This window comes from Paenibacillus sp. FSL R7-0333 (assembly GCF_038000365.1).
Classification (GTDB): domain Bacteria; phylum Bacillota; class Bacilli; order Paenibacillales; family Paenibacillaceae; genus Paenibacillus_AQ; species Paenibacillus_AQ silagei.
Map to the genome: position 1 here is coordinate 3,260,081 of NZ_JBBOBZ010000001.1, position 24,859 is coordinate 3,284,939.

Annotated in this window: 22 protein-coding genes; 16 read left to right on the forward strand and 6 right to left on the reverse strand. The window is 52.4% G+C overall.

What is annotated here, in order from left to right:
• Positions 1 to 3 precede the first annotated feature (3 nt).
• From MKY86_RS13550 to MKY86_RS13565, 4 genes are all read left to right on the forward strand, one after another.
• A complete protein-coding gene (locus MKY86_RS13550) occupies positions 4 to 843 on the forward strand; it encodes an enoyl-CoA hydratase/isomerase family protein (protein ID WP_076077911.1) in 840 nt (279 codons plus the stop codon).
• Entirely contained in the window at positions 833 to 1,669 is an 837-nt protein-coding gene (locus tag MKY86_RS13555) for an enoyl-CoA hydratase/isomerase family protein (RefSeq protein ID WP_076077914.1), read from the forward strand. The genes MKY86_RS13550 and MKY86_RS13555 overlap by 11 nt, the downstream gene beginning before the upstream one ends.
• A 17-nt stretch (positions 1,670 to 1,686) precedes the next feature.
• Entirely contained in the window at positions 1,687 to 2,895 is a 1,209-nt protein-coding gene (locus tag MKY86_RS13560; protein ID WP_076077917.1) for an L-serine ammonia-lyase, iron-sulfur-dependent, subunit alpha, read from the forward strand.
• Between the two features lie 190 nt (positions 2,896 to 3,085).
• Positions 3,086 to 4,246 (forward strand): Gfo/Idh/MocA family protein, encoded by a 1,161-nt coding sequence (locus tag MKY86_RS13565; RefSeq protein ID WP_076077920.1) that lies wholly within the window; start codon positions 3,086 to 3,088, stop codon positions 4,244 to 4,246.
• A gap of 216 nt (positions 4,247 to 4,462) precedes the next feature.
• Here MKY86_RS13565 and MKY86_RS13570 read toward each other — a convergent pair whose 3' ends face one another.
• Complete coding sequence (locus MKY86_RS13570; RefSeq protein ID WP_076077922.1) at positions 4,463 to 5,356, reverse strand: helix-turn-helix transcriptional regulator; 894 nt, start codon at positions 5,354 to 5,356, stop codon at positions 4,463 to 4,465.
• A gap of 124 nt (positions 5,357 to 5,480) precedes the next feature.
• Between MKY86_RS13570 and MKY86_RS13575 the strand changes: the two genes are divergently transcribed.
• Together MKY86_RS13575 and MKY86_RS13580 are read left to right on the forward strand one after the other, a co-directional pair.
• Complete coding sequence (locus MKY86_RS13575; protein WP_076077925.1) at positions 5,481 to 6,368, forward strand: sugar phosphate isomerase/epimerase family protein; 888 nt, start codon at positions 5,481 to 5,483, stop codon at positions 6,366 to 6,368.
• A 15-nt stretch (positions 6,369 to 6,383) separates the two neighbouring features.
• Positions 6,384 to 7,454, forward strand: a complete 1,071-nt coding sequence (locus tag MKY86_RS13580; protein ID WP_076077928.1) for a Gfo/Idh/MocA family protein — start codon at positions 6,384 to 6,386, stop codon at positions 7,452 to 7,454.
• A gap of 90 nt (positions 7,455 to 7,544) precedes the next feature.
• Here the strand turns inward: MKY86_RS13580 and MKY86_RS13585 are convergent, their stop codons facing one another.
• Positions 7,545 to 9,482: an AraC family transcriptional regulator gene (locus MKY86_RS13585; protein WP_076077931.1), complete on the reverse strand. Its 1,938-nt coding sequence runs from the start codon at positions 9,480 to 9,482 to the stop codon at positions 7,545 to 7,547.
• A gap of 237 nt (positions 9,483 to 9,719) precedes the next feature.
• Positions 9,720 to 9,926, reverse strand: coding sequence for a DUF1657 domain-containing protein (locus MKY86_RS13590; protein ID WP_076077934.1), 207 nt, complete (start codon positions 9,924 to 9,926; stop codon positions 9,720 to 9,722).
• 219 nt (positions 9,927 to 10,145) lie between these two features.
• Between MKY86_RS13590 and MKY86_RS13595 the strand changes: the two genes are divergently transcribed.
• From MKY86_RS13595 to MKY86_RS13635, 9 genes are all read left to right on the forward strand, one after another.
• Entirely contained in the window at positions 10,146 to 11,006 is an 861-nt protein-coding gene (locus tag MKY86_RS13595) for a DUF421 domain-containing protein (RefSeq protein ID WP_076077937.1), read from the forward strand.
• A gap of 65 nt (positions 11,007 to 11,071) precedes the next feature.
• Positions 11,072 to 12,520: a spore germination protein gene (locus MKY86_RS13600; RefSeq protein ID WP_076077940.1), complete on the forward strand. Its 1,449-nt coding sequence runs from the start codon at positions 11,072 to 11,074 to the stop codon at positions 12,518 to 12,520.
• Positions 12,517 to 13,680 (forward strand): Ger(x)C family spore germination protein, encoded by a 1,164-nt coding sequence (locus MKY86_RS13605; RefSeq protein ID WP_076077942.1) that lies wholly within the window; start codon positions 12,517 to 12,519, stop codon positions 13,678 to 13,680. Before MKY86_RS13600 ends, MKY86_RS13605 begins: the two co-directional genes overlap by 4 nt.
• A gap of 18 nt (positions 13,681 to 13,698) precedes the next feature.
• Positions 13,699 to 14,790, forward strand: a complete 1,092-nt coding sequence (locus MKY86_RS13610) for a GerAB/ArcD/ProY family transporter (RefSeq protein ID WP_076077945.1) — start codon at positions 13,699 to 13,701, stop codon at positions 14,788 to 14,790.
• Positions 14,791 to 14,884: 94 nt separating this feature from the next.
• Entirely contained in the window at positions 14,885 to 15,862 is a 978-nt protein-coding gene (locus MKY86_RS13615) for an AAA family ATPase (RefSeq protein ID WP_076077948.1), read from the forward strand.
• A gap of 3 nt (positions 15,863 to 15,865) precedes the next feature.
• Complete coding sequence (locus MKY86_RS13620; protein WP_076077950.1) at positions 15,866 to 16,954, forward strand: DUF58 domain-containing protein; 1,089 nt, start codon at positions 15,866 to 15,868, stop codon at positions 16,952 to 16,954.
• The gene (locus tag MKY86_RS13625; RefSeq protein WP_076077953.1) at positions 16,951 to 18,282 is read left to right on the forward strand and encodes a hypothetical protein; all 1,332 of its coding nucleotides are present in this window, start codon (positions 16,951 to 16,953) and stop codon (positions 18,280 to 18,282) included. Before MKY86_RS13620 ends, MKY86_RS13625 begins: the two co-directional genes overlap by 4 nt.
• A 43-nt stretch (positions 18,283 to 18,325) precedes the next feature.
• Positions 18,326 to 18,733: a MerR family transcriptional regulator gene (locus tag MKY86_RS13630; RefSeq protein ID WP_076077956.1), complete on the forward strand. Its 408-nt coding sequence runs from the start codon at positions 18,326 to 18,328 to the stop codon at positions 18,731 to 18,733.
• Positions 18,734 to 18,835: 102 nt separating this feature from the next.
• Positions 18,836 to 19,801 (forward strand): alpha/beta hydrolase, encoded by a 966-nt coding sequence (locus MKY86_RS13635; RefSeq protein WP_076077959.1) that lies wholly within the window; start codon positions 18,836 to 18,838, stop codon positions 19,799 to 19,801.
• A 46-nt stretch (positions 19,802 to 19,847) separates the two neighbouring features.
• On the opposite strand, the gene MKY86_RS13640 is transcribed toward MKY86_RS13635, so the two are convergent.
• The 3 genes from MKY86_RS13640 to MKY86_RS13650 form a co-directional block, all read right to left on the reverse strand.
• Entirely contained in the window at positions 19,848 to 20,174 is a 327-nt protein-coding gene (locus MKY86_RS13640; RefSeq protein ID WP_076077962.1) for an AzlD domain-containing protein, read from the reverse strand.
• Entirely contained in the window at positions 20,165 to 20,929 is a 765-nt protein-coding gene (locus tag MKY86_RS13645) for an AzlC family ABC transporter permease (protein WP_083684804.1), read from the reverse strand. Before MKY86_RS13645 ends, MKY86_RS13640 begins: the two co-directional genes overlap by 10 nt.
• Before the next feature lie 712 nt (positions 20,930 to 21,641).
• On the reverse strand, positions 21,642 to 23,705 hold the full coding sequence (locus MKY86_RS13650; protein ID WP_076077965.1) for a beta-galactosidase: 2,064 nt from the start codon (positions 23,703 to 23,705) through the stop codon (positions 21,642 to 21,644).
• 144 nt (positions 23,706 to 23,849) lie between these two features.
• On the opposite strand from MKY86_RS13650, the gene MKY86_RS13655 reads away from it, so the two are divergent.
• Positions 23,850 to 24,683 carry a helix-turn-helix transcriptional regulator gene (locus MKY86_RS13655; protein WP_076077967.1) on the forward strand — a complete coding sequence of 278 codons (834 nt, stop codon included), beginning with the start codon at positions 23,850 to 23,852 and terminating at the stop codon, positions 24,681 to 24,683.
• Positions 24,684 to 24,859 lie beyond the last annotated feature (176 nt).

A 24,859-nucleotide genomic window follows, 5' to 3' on the forward strand; every position in this document is an offset into this window, starting at 1 on the left:
ACAATGACAGAGAGACGTATGATTGGACCCACCAAATTCGAAGAGTACTCGGAGAAATACAAGGAATTCCTGTTAATGACCCGCCGTGACGGAATCCTTGAAGTGCGTCTGCACACCGATGGAGGTTCGTACACGCACAATTGGGAAGCTCATACCGCCTGGTCTCATGCCTGGTCAGATATTGGCCGTGACCCTGAGAACGAAGTCATGATTATTACGGGAACCGGGGATAAATGGCTGATTGGCGACCCTGAAGTCTGGAATACGAAATTCATGGACTGGCCGAAGCAAAAGAAGCTCGAACAGTATCATGAATCGCTGAGACTTCTTGAAAATCTGATCTTCTGCATTGACATTCCGACGATCGGGGCCGTTAACGGGCCAGGAACGCACTGTGAACTCGCAACGCTCTGTGATATTACCATTTGTACGGAAGACGCGGACTTTTTCGATCCGCATTATCTGGGAGGCACGCCTCCGGGAGATGGAATGCTGCTCACACTGCAGAGCATGATCGGGTTCAAAAAAGCAGCCTACTACGCCTACACCGGCAAGAATATTAATGGTCAGACCGCATTGGACCTGGGTATCGTCAGTGAAGTGCTGCCCCGCGAAAAGCTTCTTCCGCGCGCTTGGGAGCTGGCGGAGATGATCATGCAGGCACCGCGTTCAACGAGACATCTGTCTCACTCCATTATCTCCCGGCCATGGAAGCAGGCGCTGGTCGCCGATCAGGGATTCCAGCTGGCCCACCAGATGTACGACATGGCCATTGATGAAGAAGGAGCACTGGAGCGGCTGAAGAAAATGCAGGGACGCCTGATGGGCAACGATGTTCAATAGAAAGATGACGGGACCTACCCGGCTCGAAGAGTATTCTGAGAAGTACAAAGACTTATTCCTCATGACCCGCCGCGGCGGCATCCTCGAAGTACGTATGCACACTGACGGGGGACCATTACAATTCGACTGGCCGGTCCAAGCGGCATATGGTCAGGTATGGTCAGATATTGGCCGTGATCCTGAGAATGAGGTCATGATCCTTACAGGGACAGGAGAGCTGTGGCAGACAGGCAATCCTGAAGTCTGGACCACCAAATTCATGGATTGGCCGAATCGCCGGAAGCTGGAGATGTATCATGAATCGCTCCGAATGATTGAAAATATGGTTCATTGCTTGGGCATCCCCACGATCGGGGCGGTCAATGGCACAGGCGCACACTGGCAACTGGGAACGCTTTGTGATATTACCCTTTGTGCGGAGGACACCGTGTTCTTCGATGCCCATTATCTGGGCGGTGTTCCTCCTGGAGACGGAATCGTCCTGGCACTTCAAAGGATAGTGGGAACCAAGAAAGCGGCATACTATGCATACACGGGGATGAACATTACTGCAGAGGAGGCACTAGACCTCGGACTGGTCAGTGAGGTATTGCCTCGTGAACAGCTTTTTCCACGGGCATGGGAGCTGGCAGAGATGATCATGCAGGCCCCCCGCTCTACAAGACATCTTACGCATTCGATTGTCGCGCACCCGTGGAAACAAGCTTTGGCAGAGAAGCAAGGTCTTCAGCTTACTCACCAATTGGTTGACATGGCGATTGATGAAGAGGGGATTCATGAGCGGCTGATGAAGCTCCAGGAACGTTTTCAGAGGAATGACAACTGAGAAGGGATAAGGGTGCTATGAGATCGTTGACTGAGCTATTTAAGATTGGCAGCGGACCGTCCAGCTCCCATACCATGGGACCGGAGAAAGCGGCCGGAATCTTCAAAGCAGAAAATGAAGACGCAGACCAGTTCAAGGCACTGATCTATGGTTCCCTTGCCAAAACAGGTAAAGGCCATATGACGGACAAGGCTATTATTCGGGCACTCTATCCCGTCCGGACGGAGGTTCAATTTGTTCCGCAGCCTGACTTTGATTTGCCTCATCCCAATACAATGGACTTGTTCGCTTACAAGGACGGTCAGCAAACCAATTCCATGCGTGTTGCCAGTATCGGCGGCGGGGAGATCGTGATTGATGGGCGGGAGGAGACGCGGGGACCTGATGTCTACACGGAGAACAGCTTTGCCGAGATCAGCGCCTATTGTAAAGCGAATCATATCCGTCTAAGCGATTACGTCGAGCAGCGTGAAGGCATACAGATCTGGGATTTCCTCCAGGGAATCTGGGAAGCGATGAAGCGGTCGATCGACGAGGGATTATCCGTCACAGGTATTCTGGAAGGCGGGCTTAATGTTGAGCGCAAGGCGAAATTTCTCTATCATCAGGGGCATGCGGATGAGAGCCCGGAGACGCGTGAGAACCGGATCGTCAGCGCGTACGCCTTTGCCGTCAACGAACAGAATGCGGCCGCCGGTACAGTCGTAACGGCTCCAACCTGCGGAGCCTGCGGTGTTGTACCCGCCTCGCTCCGTTATATGCAGGAGAAGCTTCAGGTCCCGGACGAACGGATTCTCCGGGCGCTGGCCGTCGGCGGGCTCATCGGTAATCTGGTCAAGCAGAACGCTTCGATCAGCGGCGCTCAGTGCGGCTGCCAGGCGGAGGTGGGCACGGCTTGCTCTATGGCTGCGGCTGCACTCGCCGAACTGTCGGGTATGGAGATCGACCAGATTGAGTATGCGGCGGAGGTGGCCATGGAGCACCACTTGGGGTTAACCTGTGATCCGATTAACGGACTGGTTCAGATCCCTTGTATTGAGCGGAATGCTGTGGGTGCGATGCGGGCGATCAATGCGCTGAGTCTGGCGAAGTTCTTGTCCGGTTCCCGTAAAATATCCTTTGATCTGGTTGTACAGACCATGTATGAGACAGGCCTGGACATGAACAGCAGGTACCGCGAAACTTCAGAGGGCGGGCTCGCTAAGTTCTACAACATGGGCAGTTAAATGAAAATGATATCGCTATAGACGAGGAACGTCCCTTGCTGCCGTTGGCAGAGGGGGCGTTTTTTCGTTGTGCGGGAGGATCTGTAGGACGGAGCCCGCTGTAAGAAAAGAAGTGATTTGACGGAGGGCGGCCGGGATGAGAAAATGTATGCGTGTACATCGAGTAGTCTATTCAGTGAGGAGGCACCAAATGAAACAGCTACGCATTGGAATGATAGGTTATAAATTCATGGGCAAGGCCCACAGCAACGCTTACCGCAGTCTGCCGATGTTCTTCCCCAAGGCAGTTAAGCCGCAAATGTCGGTCATCTGCGGACGCAATGAGGAAGCGGTTACAGAAGCGGCAGCACAGCTTGGCTGGTTAGAGAGTGTGACCGACTGGAAAGAGTTGATTGCCCGCAGCGATATTGATCTGGTCGATATTAATGCGCCAAGTAATGCCCATAAAGAGATTGCACTTGCGGCTGCGGCCGCAGGCAAGCATATCTTCTGCGAGAAGCCGCTGGCGCTGAATCTGGAGGATTCCCGCGAGATGCTGGAGGCTGCTGAAAAGGCGGGAATTGCGCATATGATTGGCTTCAACTACCGTTTCTCCCCGGCGGTGCTGCTGGCGAAGCGTCTGATTGATAGCGGCCGCCTGGGCACCATCTATCACTTCCGCGCATGGTTCCTGCAGGACTGGATTCTCGATCCGGAATTCCCGCTGGTCTGGCGGCTGCAAAAGGAAATTGCCGGCTCGGGGTCACATGGTGATCTCGGGGCGCATCTGATTGACCTTGCCCACTTCCTCGTAGGGGATGTGGAGGAGGTTATCGGGATGAGCGAGACCTTCGTCAAGGAGCGGCCGCTGGCTACGGAGATGACTGGTCTGAGTGCCAAGGCTGGTAAGGATGCACCGCGCGGTCCGGTAACCGTGGACGATGCGACGCTGTTCCTGGCCCGCTTCGCGAATGGTGCGCTGGGCAGCTTCGAGGCGACACGCTTCGCGGCAGGACACCGGTCGACCAATTCCTTTGAGATCAACGGCAGCCTGGGCAGTGTGAAGTTCGACTTTGAACGGATGAACGAGCTGGAAGTCTACCTGACCTCGGACGACGAGGATGTGCAGGGCTTCCGCCGCGTACTGGCCACCGATCCGGCGCATGACTATGCAGACGCCTGGTGGCCGCCGGGCCACACCATCGGATTCGAGCATACCTTCATCCATGAGATGCTGGAGCTGTCGAATGCCATTGAGGAAGGCCGTCAGCCGGAGCCGAACTTCAATGATGGCGTGAAATGCCAGGCGGTGCTTGAAGCGGTCGAGCGTTCGATTGAGCAGCGGCGCTGGGTTCCGATATCGGAGATGTAAGGGAAGACAGGGAAACACCGCCGGCCGCTTGATGGCCTGCGGTGTTTTTTTGGCTGTGACCCGGACAGGCCGGGAATGCGTATGAGCCAAATGTATGCGGAAAACCGAATACATTTGCTGCGGTGGAGGCGCGTGGACCAAATGTAGTCGAAAAACCGACCACATTTGGACCGTACACGCCACATAGGCCGGATGGTCAGCAGTCGCTCCATTCTTTCACCCTTGTTTCCGTGCCTGGGAAGGGGTTAGACCCTTGTATTGCTTGTACAGCTTGGTGAAGTAATTCGGATTGTCACAGCCGACCCGGCCTGAGATCTCGGTAATCGACAGATTGGTCTCAAGCAACAGCCGCTGCGCCTCATCCATTCTGCAGAAATTCACATAATCGATGAACGTCCGCCCGGTGAGCCTTTTGAAGGTTTTGCAGAAATGAAAAGGGTTCAGATTCACAAACCTGGCGGCAGCCTCAATCGACATCTTCTGATCTGTGTGGTTCTCCAGGTGTTCCAGCAGCGGCTTGAAGCGTTCGCGGTGGATGCCGCCCCGTTCCCCCTGCTCCCGCTCGCTGCGCTGCCGGGCCGGGAAGGCCCGGGACATCAGGGTGAAGAACAGGTGCAGCTGATTCTTCACCACGAGTTGGAAAGCCGGCTGTTTCGCCTCCACTTCGGCAATCACCCGCTCCAGCAAATGATAATACGCGGCGCATTCAGGCTGCTGGGCGGCAGGCATAACCGGGAACTGATTCAGATTATTGAGGTATGGGGCTACGAATTGCTCATGCTGGGAATCCTGGTTCCGGTCCTTGAACAGCGAGGCATGGAACACAATTGAGACATACGACAGGTCACCGCTGCACAGGCTATAGCCGACATGAAGCCCGCCGGACGGCACCATAAGGACATCCCCCGGACCGGCCTCATAAGGCTTGCTATCCACATGGAAAATAGCTTGGCCTTCGCGCATAATAATGATCTCGAAATGCTCATGCCAGTGCAGAAACAGGATGTTCTGTTCAGGCGACACCTCCCGGCAGGTGTTGAAGAACAGACGGAACGGATATGTTTTCTCTTCCAGTCTTGGATATTCCTTGAGTTCCTTCGGATAGGTCATGCTTGGTTCAACTCCCGCAAGATTCAGCTAGTTTAGCACAAGATAAGTAGAGATTTTGCCCAAAATGAGCGATATACTAGGAATGTTGCATTAACTATAAACCAATATTGGAGTGGCATACAAGATGCAGGATACATTAAGAATCGGAACACTGGTTGGAGGCGGGGATGCGCTCAGAGTCATTCCGCAGATTATTGGACATGGATTCGAATCCTTCAGCTTAACCTTCTGGCAGACTACAGGGACTACTGATTTGGCAGAAACAGCGGCACGGGTGCGTGAACTGGCTGCGGAGCATGATTTCACAATTTCTTCAGTCGGCATATTCGGGAATCCGCTTACAGGGACAGGTGATAATTCAGATACGTTAGCCAGCTGGGAACGGCTGATCGACCATGCCCATTTGTTCGGTACCGATCTGGTCTCCGGCTTCACCGGACGTCTGCCCGGCGTATCTATAGATGAGTCGATTCCAAGGTTCGCTGAGGTGTTCGGTGAGCTGTCGAAGCGGGCGGCGGAGCGCGGAGTCAAGATCGCTTTTGAGAATTGCTCGATGGATGGGAATTGGCGGGCAGGGGACTGGAATATTGCGCATAACCCAACAGCCTGGGAGAAAATGTTCAACGCGGTCAATGCCGATAATCTCGGCCTGGAATGGGAGCCCTGCCACCAGATGGTGCAGCTGATTGACCCGATCCCGCAGCTGCGCAAATGGACGGACAAGATCTTCCATGTCCACGGTAAGGACGCAACCATCGCCTGGGATATTATCAAGGAATACGGAATCCACGGGCCAAAGCCTTATGTGTGGCACCGGACGCCGGGCTTCGGGGATACGAACTGGACCGATGTGATCTCGATTCTTCGTCAGGCCGGGTATAAGGGAACGATCGATATTGAAGGCTGGCATGACCCCGTCTATCGTGACGATCTGGAGATGACCGGTCAGGTTCATGCACTGAATTATCTCAAAACCTGCCGGGGCGGCAGCTTCATCCCGAACCCGGTGTAACTGGAGGAAAGAGTGATGACAGCAGGACATCGTGTGGTTGTGGCGGGCTGCGGGGCAATGGCTAATGAGTGGATTACCTATGCACTGAAGCATACTGATGAAATAGAGATTGTAGCGCTCGTGGATATCCGGCGGGAGTCCGCTCAGGCCATGGCAGAGAAGCACGGGCTTACTTGTCCGGTATTTACTGAAGTGGAGCAGGCAATTGCGGATACAGCAGCTAATCTGGTATTTGATGTGACGGTGCCGGCCAGCCATTACAATATTGCCAGCAGTGCGCTTGAGGCTGGTTGCCATGTGTTCGCGGAAAAGCCGCTGGCGGAGACGATGGAGCAGTGCAATTCGATCGTTAGCATCGCTGAACGTACCGGCAGGAGCCATGCGGTGATGCAGAACCGCCGGTATGATCCGCGCATCCGCTCTTTGCGGGAGCTGATCACTTCAGGGGCTATAGGGCGGACAGGCTCAATCAGCGCGAATTTCTTTCTGGCTCCGCATTTCGGCGGCTTCCGGGATGCGATGGACAGCCCCCTGCTGCTGGATATGGCAATCCATACCTTCGATCAGGCCCGCTATATCAGCGGCGCTGATCCGGTAAGTGTGTATTGCCAGGAGTTCAATCCGCCGGGATCTTGGTATGCGGGGAATGCGGCGGCGGTCTGTATTTTTGAAATGTCGGACGGCTCCGTGTTCTGCTATCAAGGCTCCTGGTGTGCGGAAGGCGCGCCTACGTCCTGGGAAGCTTCTTGGCGGGTTCAAGGTGAACGGGGCGCTGCGATCTGGGATGGCCGGGATCAGCCGTTTGCCGAGGTAATTAGCGCCGGGAGTGAACACTCCGGCCAGTTCCTCCATGAATTCGAGCGGGTGGAAGCGCCGGAGGTACAGATGGAGGAGACCTTCCATCAGGGCTGTCTCGATGAAATGTTCCGTTCGCTGGCCGAGGGCCGTCCCGCCGAGACAGATTGCCGCGATAACCGCTACAGCATGGCCATGGTGCTGGGCGCTCTGGAGAGTGCGCGGACTGGCCGCAAGCTTAGTATTGCCGAATTCATAGAGGGCGCTAAGCTGGCGGGGAGTAAGGCGTAGGAGATTTTAGCAGGGGAAGCAAAATGGAATGCAAAAAGGCATGGGGAAAGCCCCATGCCTTTTCTTTTACCGCCGTCTTCTCAATTCTGGTTATTTATCTGTCCCCAGTAACAAGTTCACAACCGTATCCAGCTGCTGCTCCAAAGAATAAGGGTCCTCCATGACAAATTCATCATGATAATTATCCCCGTATAAGAAGACTTTTCCATTCTTCACGGCAGGTACACTTTTCCATATATCACTTTCCATTGCCTGGTTTGTAATCTCAGCATCGCCATTATAGACAAAGATATAATCACCTAAGTATTCAGGAAGCACCTCAAGCGAGATTGATTCGAACCCCTCTTTCATATGTAAGGCACTTTCTGTTGGAGGCAGCTGCAGCATTTCGTAGATAGTGGAGGAACCATAATTTCCGCCCGTTGCCGCTAACACATAAACCGTTTTTTCGGCAAACTGTACGATGGATACCGTCTCGCCTTCTTTAATGACGTTAGAGACCTTTAACCTTGCTTCAACAACCTTCTGTTCGTATTCCGCAATCCATTCCTTTGCCTGCTGTTCTTTTCCGAATATCGAGGCTACTCGTCTGAATTTATCAAGCGGTCCGGCCGTTGACAGCTCTTCCCAATAAGGCAGAAAAACAGTGGTGCCGATCTTCTCATATTGGTCAACATAATCTTCGATGGAACCGATAATGAGGTCTGGCTCTAGCATGGTCAATTTCTCCAGATTCATCGGGAATTCTCCCAGATCTTCGATCTTATCGAGTGTTTCTTGTGGAATCTCCGCCTTGTCCATCCAGCCTTCGTCGAGCATAAACGTTCTTGCCCCGACGGGGACAATGCCCAGTTTCAATAAATGGCCCATATATTGGTCTGCCGCCACTTTTACCGGCTCTGCGGGTACTTCAATATCTCCTCTTGGCGTGGATACGATCCGTGTCTTCGGACTTTCTTCAGAGGCAGCCGGAGTTGCTTGATTTACGTTAGTGTTCCCGCTGCTTGAATCCTTTGCTGCTGTGTTCGTCCCGTTGGAGCAAGCACTGAGCAGCAGGGAGCCGCACAGCAGGATAGCAGCCATGGCCACAGATCTCGTTGGTTTAAACATATGTATTTCCCCTTTGTCCGTATTATGATAATGATTATCATTATTAATATACAGATCCGCACTATATTCAGAAATAGAGGATGTGGGGAAGTTTAATGGACTTTCAGCAACTTTGTGCTGCTCCAGCTCTCTATTTCTATGATGAGCAGGGGCTACACCTTTTCGTTTTTTATAAATCCTGCTGAAATAATACACGTCTTGATACCCGATGCTGGCCGCAATCTCCCCGACAGAAGCATTAGTTGTCATTAGAAGCTCTGATGCAAGGTCAAGCCGGTAGCGGATTAAGTAATCAATCGGACTGATGCCTGTATGCTCCTTAAATAATGATGACAAGTGATAAGCACTGAAATTGAATACTTCGGCAAGTGAATCTAAGGTAATAGGTTCCGCATAATACTCCTGGATATAAGTGATTACCTGGACTGCAACAGAAGTTGTTCTGACCTCGGTCTTATGCTCTTGCAGGCGCAATTCCTTTAACGTCAGATGAACGAACTGGTAAAAAAGTGCTTTTACCTGAAGTCGCTCTTCCGGCTTGTCCCATTTCTGATGCATCTGCTGAATTCTGTTATACAGTAAAAGCGGTGCCTCAGGGCTAAAGCAATACTGCGATTGAAAAGGATTTGCTTCATGGAGCAAGGCTTTGTAGTAAATGATGTAGTAAATAAATTTATCGTTAACCGAAACGATGCTTAGGGCCGCCCCTTTGCCGCTATGTAAAAGTTGAAAGCCTGTGCAAGCAAATTCAGCCTGGTCTACCTGAACTTGTGCGCTTCCTTGTACCGACAGTAAGAATATATTGGCGGGTATTATGAACGCAGGAAGAGCTTCGCCTTGTGCTAACTCCATCTGCCGGATATCCACCAGCCTAATTGCAGCCTGATCCCAAAGTAATAATTGATTGCTGTTGTGCATGATGCGTTATTCCCCTCCGTTATCTGTCTGCTTCTCATTTTAAATGATAACCATTATCAATGACAGTCTGAATAATACTTGTTACACCGCAATACAGAGGGAAGGTTAGGCTTTGTCTCGCTGATAGTGGATGCCGTTAAGGTGTGAAAATAACATCCGCCGCCAGCAAAAAGGCTGATCTCCCCAGCACAATGCGCTGCATCGAGATCAGCCTGTACTCCAATCGGCCAGCCCGGGCTAGAAGCCCCGGTACTGCGGTTCTTCCTTTTCCAGCTCGGTTACGCGTCCTTCCACCTGCGTGACAATCTGCTGGGTCTGCTCGGCCGCTTGGGTGAACAGGGTCTTGGCTTCCTCGTTTTGAGTCTCCATGGCGAATTGCTCCAGGCTGGCCTGGGCGCTTTTTAGCGAAGCTACGCACGTCTTGACTTGTGTGGCTACAGTCATCGGTATACCCTCCTCCATATCATAGAAATGGATCATCATCCACGGACTCTAGTATCTGCATTCGCACAGCTCATATTCTGGAAAATCACTCCAGCCTCACGAGAGCATAATCAGCCGGCATGAAATCTTTTGGTTAATTCACCCCTGTTTTGACAAATACTGAAGCTGAATATCTGACTACACAGAGCATGAAATATCATATTACAGGGGGTTATTCGAATGCCTGAAGCGCTGGAGGTTGTCTTGCGGACCTTATTTGCTGTGGTCGTAATGTTTTTTCTAACCAAGATACTCGGCAAACGGCAGGTTTCGCAGCTGTCTTTTTTTGAATATATTACGGGAATTACGGTGGGGAGCTTGGCTGCTTATATCTCGCTGGACACGGATAAGACCTGGCATCTGGGCCTAATTGCCTTAGGCGTCTGGGTTGCCTGTTCGCTGGGAATCGAATATCTGCAGATTAAGAGTAAGAAGGCCCGGGATTTCATTGACTTCAAATCGACGGTGCTGATTAAGGACGGTAAGATTCTCGAGAATAATATGAAAAAAGAGCGTCTGAGCGTCGACGAGCTGCTGGAGGAATTGCGCAAAAAGGATGTCTTCAAGGTGGCCGATGTGGAATTTGCGATTATGGAATCGGATGGTGCGATTAACGTGCTTTTAACCAAGGAGAATCAGCCCTTCACCCCCAAGGATCTGGGAATCAAGGTTGCACCGGAGAAGGAGACGCTCGCTGTGATTATGGATGGTGAGATTCTGGACGAGCCTCTGGATACGCTGAATCTGTCCCGGAAGTGGCTGCAGACCGAGCTGGAAAAGCTGAATCTGACCGTGAAGGAGGTTTTCCTCGGCCAGGTAGACTCTTACGGTGAGCTTACCGTGGATCTCTATGCTGACAATGTCAAGGTGCCGCAGCCGCAGGATAAACCTCAGCTGTATGCGCTGCTGAAGAAATGTGAAGCCGATCTGGAGCTGTTCAGCCTGTCCACCAAGAACAAAGCAGCGAAGCAAATGTACGGAAATTGTTCAGAGCAATTGCAGGAGCTGCTGCAGAAGCTGAAGCCTTTTATCCAGAACTGAAGGGTATTCCCCGGGTACGAGGACAAGAAAGATTGGAACTATGAATCCGGAAGGAGGCCAGCAGAATGACTGAACCAGACATTCTTGAGCTTGTCAGGCAACAGCTTGCAGATTGCAACGATGCGGTCTATCAGTCGATTCGTGTATACGGTCATCTCTGTATGCTGATCTATATCCCCTCCATAGTAGATATGTATAAACTTCAGGAATTCATTACCAGTCCCCTCAAGTCTGAAACGGACTCCAAGCGCGACTGGCCGGATTTTATAGAACGGCTGGACCATGGATCAGCATTCGCTATTCCGTATATGAAGTCTTATCATCCTGAACGTGCTGCTGAACGGATTGTCAGCGGGAACCCAGTGTTATGTATTGAAGGGCTGCCGTACGTATATTATTTCGAAATCGTTCATTACCAGAAAAGATCGGTATCCGAATCGCAGAACGAATTAGTAGTCATCGGCCCCCAGGAAGCTTTCATTGAGGATATTCATACGAATCTCTCTCTGCTGCGCCACAAAATTAAACACCCCGGTCTGAAAACCAAACACTTCACGGTTGGCAAATATACAAAGACAGATATCTACCTGGTCTATATAGAAGGTTTGTGCAAGCCGGAAATCCTGTCTGAACTGGAAGAGAAGCTGACCCATTTTTCCGTTGACGGTATATTGGGCATCAGCTATTTGGCAGAATATATGCGGCAGAAGCATTTTTCTCCTTTTCCTATTTACCAGTATACAGAGCGCCCTGATTCAGTAGCAGCATCCTTAATGGAAGGCAGGGTTAGCATACTGCAGGATGGTACACCTTCAGCGTTGCTGGCACCTGTAACGTTCTTTGCGCTGCTGCAATCCTCCGAGGATTATTACCAGAGCTTCTATGCTGGCAGCTGGATCAGAGTGGTCCGTCTGGTGTTCTCGCTAATATCCATGTTGCTTCCAGCGTTGTACGTAGCGATAACCACTTTTCACTCCCAAATATTACCCTCTGATCTCTTGATTACGATTGCTTCCGCCCGCGAGAATATTCCCTTCTCCGCACTCACAGAGGCGCTAATTATGGAGCTGACCTTTGAAGCTCTGCGTGAAGCAGGAACCCGGATCCCGAAGCCGGTGGGTCAGACCGTCTCAATCATCGGAGGTATTGTCATTGGACAGGCTGCTGTACAGGCGGGGATCGTCTCTGCACCCATGGTTATCGTTGTCTCTATAACAGGGATTGCTTCCTATATCATTCCGCATCTTGAGCTAGGCTTAGCCTTTAGGCTCTTACGGTTTCTGCTGCTGGTGCTGGGAGGGACGATGGGACTGCTTGGTGTGTTTTGTGCTGTTTTTGTTATATACGGTCATCTGGCTAACCTGAAGTCATTCGGTTCACCTTTTCTACAGCCTATAGCTCCGTTAGTAATGAAGGACTGGAAGGACACTCTCATTCGTGTACCCATCCAATATATGAAGCAGCGAAGCACCTCTTACACGAACACTATGAATAAAAGGAGACAAAAGCCATGAAGCTCCTCAAGGTAATTCTTGTGGCAGCATTGCTGCTGAATCTGACCGGCTGTTGGTCCAAGATTGAGCTTGACGAGCTAACCTTCATCTACGGTTTGTATGTTGACGCAGGCGAGCAGCCCGGCACGGTTGAATTGACGATCAGTTCACCGCTTCCCAACCGTCTGATGTCCGGTACCCAGGGAGGCAGCGGCGCAGGCGACGGGAAATCCTATTCAACGGTCTCCAAGACCTCTGCGACGATACCAGAGGCTGCCATACTTATTCAGCAAGATCTGTCCCGCAGGCTGGAAGTATCCCATCTTAAAGTTGTAGTAGTAGGCAGGGAATATGCCAAGCAAGGGATAGGGGACCTGCTGGAGTGGTTGAAACGTCAGCCGGAGATTCCGCTTGGGACCTTCATAATATCGGCTCCAGGCAGAGCGAAAGAGATCCCCCGGCTGTCACCGGTCTTCGAGCAATTTCCGGATCAGGTACTGGAGAATATAATTAAGGGAAATATTATGTACAGCACCACACTCAGAGATTGTATGCTGGCGGAATCCGCAGGGATGGGCTATGCCATGAATTATTTAACATTTGGTAAGAAGAACGAAGCTCAGGGGCAAGCCAAGCCGGAATATTGGGTCGGTTCAGGAGGCGTGATGCTGTTTCAGGATAACCGGATGAAGCATATTCTGAACATCCGGGATGGCCGATCTCTGGCATGGGCCGCCGGCCGGATAGCCGGTCATGCCAAATTTCCTGTATATACAATTACTTGGGAGGATAAAGGTACAGGAAGTATGAGTACTGTATTTCTCAGCAATTCAGCCTCTACCTCGGTAAGAATGACTACTGACGGCCCTGTCTTTCATGTGAAGGTGAAAGGACGCGCCGGATTAACCTTTTTGAAAGATACCAAGGGACGGAAGGCGGAACAGCTGAGCCCCCTTCTGTTGACGAAGCTCCAGGATAAAGTGGTGAAGGAGATTACTGAAGCGCTTCATCAAGTTCAGCGGTCCGAAGCTGATGTGCTCCAGTTGGGGATGCTGATGGAATGGAACTATCCTACGGAATGGAAGAAGCTGAAGGAGCATTGGCTGGAGTATTACAGCAAAAAGGCTCGGATCATGGTATCAGCCAAGTTTCAGATTGCAGATTTCGGTTCAGAGAAATAAGGGAAGGAAGGGACAGAAATGCGGACATCAGAGTGGCAAATGACTCGTTTCTCGTTAGTGTATATGGGTTCCCAAAGTACGATGTTTCTGATTCCGAGTCTGATCGAGTCTTCCTCTTATCAGGGTTGGATCGGATTATTTTTGGGCGGACTTCTTGGATTAATCCCACTGTTTTTTACCATTCAGACGGGAAAGCTGAAGCCTGGTGTTGGCTGGGTTGATTTCGGTGGCGAAATTGTAGGACTTTGGCTGCATAAGGTCATAGTATTTCTGTTGCTGGGCTGGTGTATCTATTATGTCTCCTTTGATATCCAGAATTTTGTTTTGTTCTTCGGAGCCAATTATTTGCGCGGCACTCCGCCGCTTTTTATTCAAATTGTCATTGGTCTTGTAATTATGTACACGGCTCATTTGGGATTCGCTTCTATCGTGTATATGTCTGATGGAATTGCACTGATCTTCTGTTTTTCGACTCTGTTTAGTGTTTACCTGTTTATCCAAAATGCTAATTTTTCCATGCTCCCCGCGTTTATCCACTATTACAATCCTTACAGCATCTTTAAAGATTCTATTTCTGTATTGTCCTGGCTGGGAGAATGGGTGGTGTTCCTGTTCATTGCTCCTGAGCTTAAGCTCAGTAACAGAATGCTCAAGCGGTTCGGTGTAACTACAGTGATTCTGATTGTCATTATGCTGCTGGGCTGGACTATGACAATGCTGAATTTCGGCCCGTATCTGGGAAAAGAACTGCAATACCCCTACCTGCAGCTGGTCCGTTCTTCCTCAAGCGCTGAGCTTTTGGGTAATGCGGATCCGCTCCTGATCGGAATATGGTCGTCTTCAATGTTTATTCACAGCGCCTTTCTAATTTATGTAGCATACAAATGCGCCTTATATCTCTGGAAACCAAAAGCCAAAACATACTTTATTCCGGTTATGATGTCCTGTTCCATTATCATTGCATATCTGTACTCTAAAAATGTGGCTAAATATACACATGACTATTATTCGTCTAAAACACAGATTATTTGGCTGATTATTGAATTCATACCGATGTATTACTATTTTATAGCCGTCATTCGAATGAAGGTGCGAAGAAGGGGGGAATGACTGTCAGATCTCCCAATTCTACAATGAACACGCTTTCTGGTATGATGAAGAGAGTGTACATACCTTTTTTTGGAATAGGATGGTGTTATTATTCATGAATCTTCAAGAAGCAACAGCTTTAATTGAATCGATCCGAAGTAATCTGGCAAAAGTTATTGTGGGCAAAGAGGGCGGCGTGAATCTGCTGCTGACCGCCTTGCTGGCGAATGGTCATGTGCTGCTGGAGGATGTTCCCGGCACCGGAAAGACACTGCTGGCCAAAACACTGGCCCGCTCCCTGGACTGCACGTTCAAGCGGATTCAGTTCACGCCTGACCTGCTGCCGTCCGACTTAAGCGGTATCAATTACTATAATCAGAAGACGGGCGAATTTCAATTCCGCCCCGGTCCGGTATTTGCCAGCATTCTGCTTGCGGATGAGATCAACCGGGCTACGCCGCGTACCCAGTCCAGCCTGCTGGAGTGTATGGAGGAGCGGCAGATTACGATTGACGGCGTGACGCATGAGCTGGAGCGGCCGTTCCTGGTCATTGCTACCCAGAATCCGGTGGACAGCCAGGGGACCTTTCCGCTGCCGGAAGCGCAGCTGGACCGGTTCCTCATGCGGATTACCAGCGGGTATCCGACATTTGAGGAAGGGGTACATATCCTCCAGAGATTCCGCCAGAATAACCCGCTGGAGGATACCGCTGCGGTGGCCACAGCCCGGCAGATTCAGGACATTCAACGTCTGGCTGCGGAGGTTACTGTCAGTGACGAGCTGCTCGCTTATATGATGCGCGTGGTTGAGGCTACCCGCACCTCCCCGGCGGTCCGGCTGGGAGCAAGCCCCCGGGCTGCATTTGCCCTGCTGCGCGCTTCGCAGGGATACGCACTGATCCAGGGCAGAAGCTACTGTATCCCGGATGATATCAAAGAAGTTGCGGTCCCTGTGCTGGCGCACCGGCTGATTCTGCAGCGCGGCCCCGGAGTCCGTGAAGGCCAGTCGGCAGAGGTAGTGCTTCAGGTGCTGCGTGAAATTGAGGTGCCTGCTGAGCCTGCTGTTCTGTCACGAGGCGGAAGGGTGGAGTGATCCATGTCGCTGCCGTGGTTCATTGCAAGCACGTTCATCCTGCTGGTCCTGATCTCGCTGGTCTATGACCGGCATGCGCTGAAGAAGGTCAGCTATACCCGTTACTTCTCTGCCAAAGCGGTGTATGCCGGTGAACAGGTAGAGATGGTTGAGGAGATCATGAACAAGAAGCTGCTGTCGCTGCCGTGGCTGCGGCTGGAATCCAGCATAGCTAAGGGGCTTGAATTCGGTAACCAGGAGAATCTGGGCATCAGCAGCGGAGAGATTTCCCAGAATCATGTCAGCCTGTTCTTCCTGAGGTCTTTCCGGCATATCAAACGGCGGCATCATATCACTTGCAGGGAGCGGGGGCTGTTCGTCCTGGAGACGGCAACCATGACTACCGGCGATCTGTTCGGACTGAGCCGCAGCGCCAAGACCTTCCCGCTTCATCTGGAGCTGCTGGTCTACCCCGGACTACTGCGTTTCCATGACCTTCCGTTGCCGGTTCACAGCTGGCTTGGAGAGCTGCCGGTCAAGCGCTGGATTGTCGAAGATCCGTTCCTGACCGCCGGTACAAGAGAATACAGCGCCGGGGATTCTCTGGCGAGCATTAACTGGAAAGCGACAGCCCGTACGGGAAGTATGCAGGTGCATCAAAAGGATTACACCGCCGATTCCCGGCTGGTCATCTGCCTGAACGTGGAGACGAGTGAGTCCATGTGGAGAACAGTTACTGATGTGCAGCGTATAGAGCTGGGAATCCGCTATGCAGCGACTGTAGCCGAGTATGCGATCAGCCACGGTATTGAGGTCCGGCTGCTCAGTAATGGAAGACTGGACGGCAGCGGGGCGAGAGATTCGGTGGACACCTGGTCCATTGCCCATACCGAGGAGTTCCTTGGCCTGCTGGCCAGACTGAATCTGGACCGGACCGTGCCAATGAGCAGGCTGATGGAGATTGAAGCGGATAAGGGTGAGGGAGATAAGGATTATCTGATCATTACCTGTCACCGGGGGGCAGAGCTGCAGATGGCAGCCTCAGGCTTAAGCTTCCTCGGAAACGGTGTAGAGTGGCTGGATATTCCTTCTGAAGGAGGCGGTGAGCTATGACTTCCCGAATCCCGGATGCCTTCAAAGAAAATTACGCCATATGGATGGCAGCCTTCATCGAATGGCTGCTGCTGCTCCCGGTATGGCTGGTGCTCCAGACTTATTTCCAGCCGGAGGCCGAGGCGCTGCGCTGGATCTATCTGCTGCCGGTACTGGCCGCAGCCGGTGTGCTGCTGCGAGAGATATGCAACCGCCGCTGGAAGCAGCTGCTCGCGGCGCTGGTTCTCGGAGCTATATCAGCGGCGTTAACCGGTACGCTGACACTTATAGGTCTTCCGCTGGCAGCGGGAGCGGCAGTGTCTGCCTTCCTTGGCATGACAGCAGCCGCACGGGTGAACCGGCTGTGGCTGTATATCAGCGGGATCATGCTGTATTTTGTCGCTTCGATTGCCTTCTCGCGCATTCCCGGTCTCCAGCCGAGTGCACCGGTGCTCACCTGGAGCGGCAGCTTGTGCCTGATCCTGGCACTGCTGGCTACGAACAGCACCCACCTGCGTTATAGCTCCTTGAACGGAGGTGCAGGAAATCTGCCTCAAGGACTGCGGCGGCATAACCGGATGTTCGTGGTCGGCTTCATTATCCTGGCAGCACTGCTTGCAGCGGGGGGCGGTAGGGCGGTTGGGATGCTGCTGTGGAATATGACGCGGGCATTCTTCGCCTGGCTCAGCCGGTTATCCTCCGGTTCCGAGGAGGCACCGCCAGCTGAAGCACCGCCTGAAGCTATCCCTGCCATGCCGGCTGCGGAGCCGGGTGAACCGGGATTGCTGTCGATGATTTTAAATATAGGCTTCTATATTCTGGGTGCGGCAGCCATTCTTGCCCTGATGTATTTTATTCTGCGTTGGTTGTACAGAAATACAGGAGGTATCCTGCGCAGAGCGATGGACAGGCTGCTGTCCCTGCTGCGCAGAGAGACACCTGCGGCTGCCGGGTATCAGGATGAGGAGACCAGCCTGTTCAACTGGGAGCAGACCGTTCAGGACTTCCGCCAATACGTGCGTTCCAAGCTGACACCTGCCAGCCGCCGGGACCGCTGGGAGGGGATGGACGGAAGCCGTGAGCGCATCCGCTGGCTGTACCGGCACTGGCTGCGGGCCAGACATGCGGAAGGGTATGAGGTGAAGCCCTACCTGACCCCGCAGGAGACAGCAGCTGATGTAGCCGCCTGGTCGCAAGGCCAGAAGCGCTCGAGCAAGCACTCTGGCGGAGAGGCCTCTGTTAATGACCGGCTGCTCGGCCTATATAACAAGGCCCGCTATACGGAGGAGGAGCTGCCTGAACTTACTGCCGCTGAGGCGGCAGCACTTAAGGAGCAGTTGAAGCTGTAGGTGAATCATTACGTTCAGCGAATATTGGGAAGGAGCAGCAGCTGTGACCACTTATCTGCGCGGTGAGCTGGCTAAAGAGGCTCAGATTAATATGGAGACGCTCAGGTTTTATGAGAAGAAGGGTCTGATCCCGCTGCCGCAGCGTTCAGCAGGCGGGTATCGGCTGTACCCGGAGGAGACGCTCCTCCGGATCGCTTTTATCCGTAATGCCAAGAGCTGCGGGTTCACACTCCAGGAGATCAAGAAGGCACTCGTTAAATCTGCAGACCGCAGCATAGGAATCAGTGATTTCATCGAAGTCATTGAGCGGAAGATCGCCGCTGTCGATCTGGAGATTGCCCGGCGGAACGAGACACGCAGACAGCTTGAAGCACTGAAGTCCGGCCTTCTGGTTCAGGACAGGCACCCGGGCGTGCAGGATACTCTTAATATGTTGAACATGAATGATTAATCTGTTGCCACCTGTAATTCTGCCGGGATTGCCGCTTGACTCTGTACATAGCTACAGGGTTTATAGTATGGGCATCCCAGGATAATAGGAGGAATTACACGTATGTTGTATCCGAGCAGTACCCCGATTGAACAGTTGCAGGCCATTACAGCGTATCTGAAAAGCAATAATAGTTACTCCAGAAGACCGGTTCAGGAGATCCGTGCGGCGGCTCTCGAAGCTTCCAGGCAATTACCCTTACTTGAAGGCGTGAAGGTTGAACCGGTTGAGGTGGAGACCTTCAGCGGAGAGTGGGTCAGAGCGGAGGGGAAAAGTCTACAAGGTGAAGGACAATCGCAACACTTGGAGAACAAGGTAATTCTTTATTATCACGGCGGAGGGTTTGTGTCTGGCAGCTGCGAGATCTATAGGGATCTGGCAGCCCGTATATCTGAAGCAGCTGGGGGAATTGCCGTCTTCACTGTGGAGTACCGGCTTGCACCGGAGTTCTGTTTCCCTGCAGCCAATGAGGATTGCCTTGCAGCGTACCACTGGCTGCTGGAACGGGGCGTTCATGCCGGGAATATTATAGTCTGCGGAGAGTCCGTCGGAGCCACGCTTGCGCTGATGACCTTGATTACGCTGCGGGACCAGGGGGACAAGCTCCCTGCCGGTGCATGTCTGCTATCTCCCCATGCCGACCTTATTCATTTGGACGGGGAGTCTTATGACAGCCGTGCGGGAACGGACCCGACAGGAAGCCGGGAAGCGAATCAGAGAATGATTGAGGAATTTATGGGGGACTATGGCGGTGCGTGGCCTGCAATATTATCACCATTAAGAATGGATCTACGGGGCTTGCCGCCCCTGCTCATACAGGCGGGAGATCATGAGGTGCTGCTGAGTGATGCAGAACGCTTGGCTGAACAGGCAAAGGCGGCGGGCATCACTATAGAACTTCAAATCTGGAAGAACATGTGGTGCGCCTTTCAGCTGATGGCTGCCATGCTTCCTGAAGCGCAGCAGGCCATCGGGAACATAGGCAGCTTCATTAAGAGAGTATTGCAGCTGGAGGGCAGGCAAGATTAGCACCCGTAGCCTGAAAGTGATCGTACAGCGTATCCAGTGGACAGGGTCAGAACAGCAGACGCAGTAGCATCAGTGTCACAATACCGGTCAATACGGTAGCCAGCAGGCTGCGGGTCTTGACGGCTACCCAGAAAGTGGGGAGGGCGGCGATTAGCTCCACATTGGTGGACAGGACTGCGAACCTGCCGCCGGTTACGAGCAGCTCTTGGGCAACCAGTGCAGCCATGACAGCAATCGGCACGTAGCTTAGCCAGCGCATGCCCCATTCCGGGATCGTCATCCGGCTCAGCAGCATCAGCGGAAGGACACGCGGAATGAAGGTGACGAGGGCGGCTCCGAGAATGATTATAGCAATATCCAGTCTTATTTCCATTGTTCCATCACCACTCCAATCGTTGAGGCTACCAGCGCTGCAGCTATAACGCCCATGCTGGGTGACCACAGCACAGAGACGAGTACGGCAACAACAACAGCCGCTAAGCCGACAGTGATATCCAGTCTATACTTGCGCCGTCCCATAATGGTCAGGACCAGCAGCCCGATGAACATAGCCGGCAGGGCGAAATCCAGTCCCCACTTCTCGGGACTGGATATCCATTGACCGAGAATAGCGCCGGCGATATTGGCCAGGAACCAGTTCAGATAAGCGGTAATATTCAGGCCGTGCATCCATCTCTCGCTGATCTGCTTCCTTGCGGCGCTCTTCTGAATGGCTACGCCGAAGGTCTCATCTGTGAGCAGCGAGCCGATCAGCAGGTTGCGCAGCGGGGTCAGGTGGCGGAAGTAAGGCGACAAAGCTGCGCTTAACAGCAGATGCCGCAGGTTAACCAGCAGAATCGTAATGACAATACCGGAGGCGCTGCTCCCGGCGGCAATCATGCCAGCGGCAATAAACTGGGCCGAACCGGCGTACAGGATGATGGAGATCATGGCGATTTCGGCAAGGGTCAGCCCCGCTGTTTTCTCCACAACACCTGCGGCGAACCCGATGCTTAAGTAGCCGAGCAGCGTGGGTAAGCAGTCCTTGACCCCTTGCCAGAACGTATCGCTGCTCTCCGGCACACTTGGGCTATCTGTAACCAGGCTGCCGCCGGACAGCGGCTCCTGATGAATGGATTCTGGCTTCATGGGCATGCTCCTTCTGGGTAATGGAATAACAACTAGTATCAGACCTTAACGAGCCAGCGCCCCATTCCCGCAGCAGTCCTTCGGATACTGTAGGCGCTGGAACGCTAGCAACTGCATTTTGTACAATAGAATGCTGTAAAAAAGGATTCGAAATAGAATCTATTGTATTCTGTACAATGGAATGTTGAAAAAAGGCCGTTTTTCACCCAAAACACAACATTCTAATGTATGAAATACAATAGACTCTTATTTTACGGTCAGCAATGCGTTTTCTATTGCAGGAAATACAATCAATTACTTGAATGTAAGAGTAGAAGTCGGCAACGGGTGCAGGATCAGCCTAAGTTCGCGCCCCGATTAGAGTGCATAAGGTAGGCTTAATTGCAATCTGTACAACTAAATTGCCCTATATGTCGCTGAATCTCTATTTAGGTGTATTTCGAGCAATTAAATGCCCCCTATACCTTGATTTTCGCCCATCGTGGCAGATTTAGTTGTACAGAATACAGTTAGAAGAGGAAAGCCTTCCGTGTCACTGTTTTTAGTTGCACAGAATACACTTATCTCTAAATGGTACGCTACGAACAGAAATACATTGTATTAATATCTAATAATTCATAGCGAATTGCAAGGGAATATGAGCTGTAATTGTAAAAGGGTTCCGCCGTCCGCAGAGCGATCTGCGGCAGCGGAACCCTTTTGGAGTTCATGGTTATTTCAAGACCAGTACGCCGAACCCTTCCATCATATAGCTGCCCGACAGGGTCTGGCCGCTTAAGAGGTCCGTCTTGGCTGACTTAAGCCCAATCTGTGCCGGTTCTTCGCTGTAGTTGAGCAGGAAGGCGACACCGGAAGAGGCGTCTTCCCCCGTGGCACGAATCTGCAATTCAACCTCTGGCGGCAGCTCCGCCCAATCGGCGGCTGGCGAGACCAGACCCAGACCGCCAAGCATCTGCAGCACAGCAGGCTCATTGAACACAGCGCCGTAATACCATACTTCGCCTTTGCCTCTGGTGTTGCGGGTTACCGCCGGTTTGCCGGCATAGTAGTCGGTCGCATAGGTTGCCATGACCTGGACACTGTCTTCTTCTACATGCAGGATGTCATTGAAGGCATCTGCACCGGTCAGCGCCTCAGGAGCATGGTTCCAGCGGATGGAGGTAGGCTTGCGCGTTCCTTTTACCAGCGTGAATTCTTCCACGGTTACCCCGCACATCTCCTGCGCCGCTCCGGGAAAAGGCCGCATGTAGCATTGTCCGGTAATATCCTTGTAGCCAGTGCGGCAGCCGAAGACCAGCTTCCCGCCTTGCTGTACATACTGGTCCAGCAGGGCCGCCGTATCATCGGTCATAATCGCCGGATGCGGGTAGACCAGCACTTCATAACGGGCAAGCTCTGCAAGGGTTGTATGGCTGCGCAGGTACAGAACGTCATTCGGAATATGCTTCCGCTGCAGAGCCTTGAACCATTCCTTGTTGCTCTGCCACATGAACGGGCCGTGCCAGACATCATATTCCCCGTCCCACTCATTGTCATAATCACGCACGATAGCAACGCTCGCCTGAGTCCGGCTGCCGATGAACTGCTGCCCGATGCTTGCCAGCTCGCGGCCGATCTGCTCCGCTTCTCTTACCCGCCGGTTAGGCTGGTTATGGTAGTCGTTCAAGCCGTGCCAATAGATCTCATTGCCCATGGTGGCGGTCCGCCAGCGGAAATAGAGCAGCATGTCAGCGCCGTGGGCGACGGACTGGTAGGTCCATAGCCGCATCTGTCCCGGCTTCGGTGAAGGCATGTCCAGCCGGTTGACCCAGCCCCCCGGACCGGATTGCTGCTCCATGACACAGAAGTTGCTGCTGACCGAACGTACTGCTGACAGGGACAGTCCCCAGCCGCGGTCAAGCATCGGGTTCACCTCAGACGGATCGAAGCCGATGGTGGAGAACTGCGGATATGAGTCATAGCTGAAGAAATCCAGCAGCTCGTCATTCAGCTCATGGCTGTCCAGATGTCCGAACAGCCCGTTTGTGGTAACCCACTGATTAGGGGCCAATTCCCGGAGGATATCTGCCTGGATTTTGGCGAAATGGATGGTGTTATCCGAGATGAAGCGCTTCTCATCCAGAGCCTGGTGCGGATTCGGCTGATTCGGTGAAGGAGTAGGCCGGGTGAGGCAGACCTGTGACCAGCTTGTATAGGTCTGATTCCAGAACACCGTGCCCCAAGCCTGATTAAGCTTGTCCAAGGTGACATACTTCTCCTGCAGCCAGAGGCGGAAGGCCTGATGATCACTCTCCGAGTAGAATACATTGATCTCACAGTTCAGCTCGTTGTCAATCTGCCAGCCCACGACGCCGGGATGATTGCCGTAATGTTCGGCGAGCTTCGTTACAATCCGGGCACATAGCTCACGGTATTTGGGACTGCTGTAGTTGTAATGGCGGCGCATGCCGTGCTGTAGCGTCACACCTTCATAAGTAACATTCAAGGCCTCAGGGTACTTCTCTGTAAGCCAGGCAGGCGGAGTGGCCGTAGGCGTTCCCAGAATGACCTTCAGCCCGTAGCTGTGTGCCATGTCGACCGCACGGTCAAACAGATCGTATTGAAACACGCCTTCCTCCGGTTCAAAAATGGACCAGGCGAACTCAGCCAGACGTACAATGGTGAATCCGGTTTCAACCATACGCCGGTAATCGTCAGCCCACATGGATTCAGGCCAGTGCTCGGGATAATAGCAGACGCCCAGTTCAAATCGTTCTGCTGCAACAGGTTTCTTCATCTTAACCTCCAAGTGTAAAAATATGCTTTCATTAAGCTACCAATCTATTGTATTATCAGCAGTGTATCCACTTATATAACAGAATATTGCTATTATATCATTATATTGCGTGCTTGATTCAGCGCAGGGCAGGAGGAGATTCACATGAGAAAACACTGGGTTCTGCCGCAGCCTGCTTATGCCTACTATGTATGTTATCCGGAGATGCTGGGGCATTACAGCGACTTCCCTGAGCATGCAGAGCGCAGAAGCGAGGGGTTCCTGAACAGCTATAATCTCCACATGGTTTTCGGGGGAGAAGGGTATGTATTTCAGGGAGGGGAGCGGATATCCATGAGGCGGGGCAGCGGCTTTCTTTTTCCCAGAGGGGCTTATCAGCAGTACGGTTCTGATCCCGGCGCCGCCTGGGATGTGCGCTGGATGCACTTCGCCACGGCGATGCCTCTGCCTATGCTGGAGGAGGCGGATCAGTCACGCGGCTACTTCTTCACCTTCGATCCCGGCACCGGTTATGAAGCGCTCTTCGAGGAAATGTACCAGCTCAGTGCAGGCTATGAGACCCGGAGTGAACCGCGCCTCTCCACACTGCTCTATGAGATTCTGGTTACGCTGATGCAGAACACCGAGCCGCTCCACGGCTCCGTTCCGCTGGAGATCCGGCATTCCATCCGGCTTACCGCCGACAGGATCTATAGTGAGTGTGAGCGGCCCTGGACGCTGGAGTCTATGGCCAGACTTGCCGGTTATAGCAGCTATCATTTTCTCCGCCTGTTCCGCAGCATTATGGGTAAGACGCCGAACCGGTATTTGAGCGATTGCCGGATGGCCCGGGCCAAGCTGCTGCTGGCCTCCACCAAGCTGTCCGTTGCACAAATTGCCCTGCAAAGCGGCTTTCAACAATCCAGTTATTTCATCAAGGTGTTCAGACAGCTCGAAGGGATGCCGCCGAACCAATACAGACGTTCCTTCAACTCGTAGAATCAAGCCATTTTAGGACCAAGTATTAAGAAAGTTTGTTACATTTATGGCAGAGTTCACGCCGCGATAGCCTTGGTTAGGTGACAGAAAGTTACAAATGGATACAAAGGGTTACAAAGTGGATACAAATTCCACGCGCCAAGCAACTATACTATTGCTAGTAAATACATCTGGAG

Coding starts and splice junctions, on each gene's coding strand:
- MKY86_RS13600 (WP_076077940.1), top strand. CDS start 11,072: ATGACTGAACCAGACATTCTTGAGCTTGTCAGGCAACAGCTTGCAGAT.
- MKY86_RS13635 (WP_076077959.1), top strand. CDS start 18,836: ATGTTGTATCCGAGCAGTACCCCGATTGAACAGTTGCAGGCCATTACA.
- MKY86_RS13620 (WP_076077950.1), top strand. CDS start 15,866: ATGTCGCTGCCGTGGTTCATTGCAAGCACGTTCATCCTGCTGGTCCTG.
- MKY86_RS13655 (WP_076077967.1), top strand. CDS start 23,850: ATGAGAAAACACTGGGTTCTGCCGCAGCCTGCTTATGCCTACTATGTA.
- MKY86_RS13605 (WP_076077942.1), top strand. CDS start 12,517: ATGAAGCTCCTCAAGGTAATTCTTGTGGCAGCATTGCTGCTGAATCTG.
- MKY86_RS13610 (WP_076077945.1), top strand. CDS start 13,699: ATGCGGACATCAGAGTGGCAAATGACTCGTTTCTCGTTAGTGTATATG.
- MKY86_RS13625 (WP_076077953.1), top strand. CDS start 16,951: ATGACTTCCCGAATCCCGGATGCCTTCAAAGAAAATTACGCCATATGG.
- MKY86_RS13590 (WP_076077934.1), bottom strand. CDS start 9,926: ATGACTGTAGCCACACAAGTCAAGACGTGCGTAGCTTCGCTAAAAAGC.
- MKY86_RS13580 (WP_076077928.1), top strand. CDS start 6,384: ATGACAGCAGGACATCGTGTGGTTGTGGCGGGCTGCGGGGCAATGGCT.
- MKY86_RS13550 (WP_076077911.1), top strand. CDS start 4: ATGACAGAGAGACGTATGATTGGACCCACCAAATTCGAAGAGTACTCG.
- MKY86_RS13640 (WP_076077962.1), bottom strand. CDS start 20,174: ATGGAAATAAGACTGGATATTGCTATAATCATTCTCGGAGCCGCCCTC.
- MKY86_RS13565 (WP_076077920.1), top strand. CDS start 3,086: ATGAAACAGCTACGCATTGGAATGATAGGTTATAAATTCATGGGCAAG.
- MKY86_RS13570 (WP_076077922.1), bottom strand. CDS start 5,356: ATGACCTATCCGAAGGAACTCAAGGAATATCCAAGACTGGAAGAGAAA.
- MKY86_RS13575 (WP_076077925.1), top strand. CDS start 5,481: ATGCAGGATACATTAAGAATCGGAACACTGGTTGGAGGCGGGGATGCG.
- MKY86_RS13650 (WP_076077965.1), bottom strand. CDS start 23,705: ATGAAGAAACCTGTTGCAGCAGAACGATTTGAACTGGGCGTCTGCTAT.
- MKY86_RS13560 (WP_076077917.1), top strand. CDS start 1,687: ATGAGATCGTTGACTGAGCTATTTAAGATTGGCAGCGGACCGTCCAGC.
- MKY86_RS13645 (WP_083684804.1), bottom strand. CDS start 20,929: ATGAAGCCAGAATCCATTCATCAGGAGCCGCTGTCCGGCGGCAGCCTG.
- MKY86_RS13585 (WP_076077931.1), bottom strand. CDS start 9,482: ATGCACAACAGCAATCAATTATTACTTTGGGATCAGGCTGCAATTAGG.
- MKY86_RS13555 (WP_076077914.1), top strand. CDS start 833: ATGTTCAATAGAAAGATGACGGGACCTACCCGGCTCGAAGAGTATTCT.
- MKY86_RS13595 (WP_076077937.1), top strand. CDS start 10,146: ATGCCTGAAGCGCTGGAGGTTGTCTTGCGGACCTTATTTGCTGTGGTC.
- MKY86_RS13615 (WP_076077948.1), top strand. CDS start 14,885: ATGAATCTTCAAGAAGCAACAGCTTTAATTGAATCGATCCGAAGTAAT.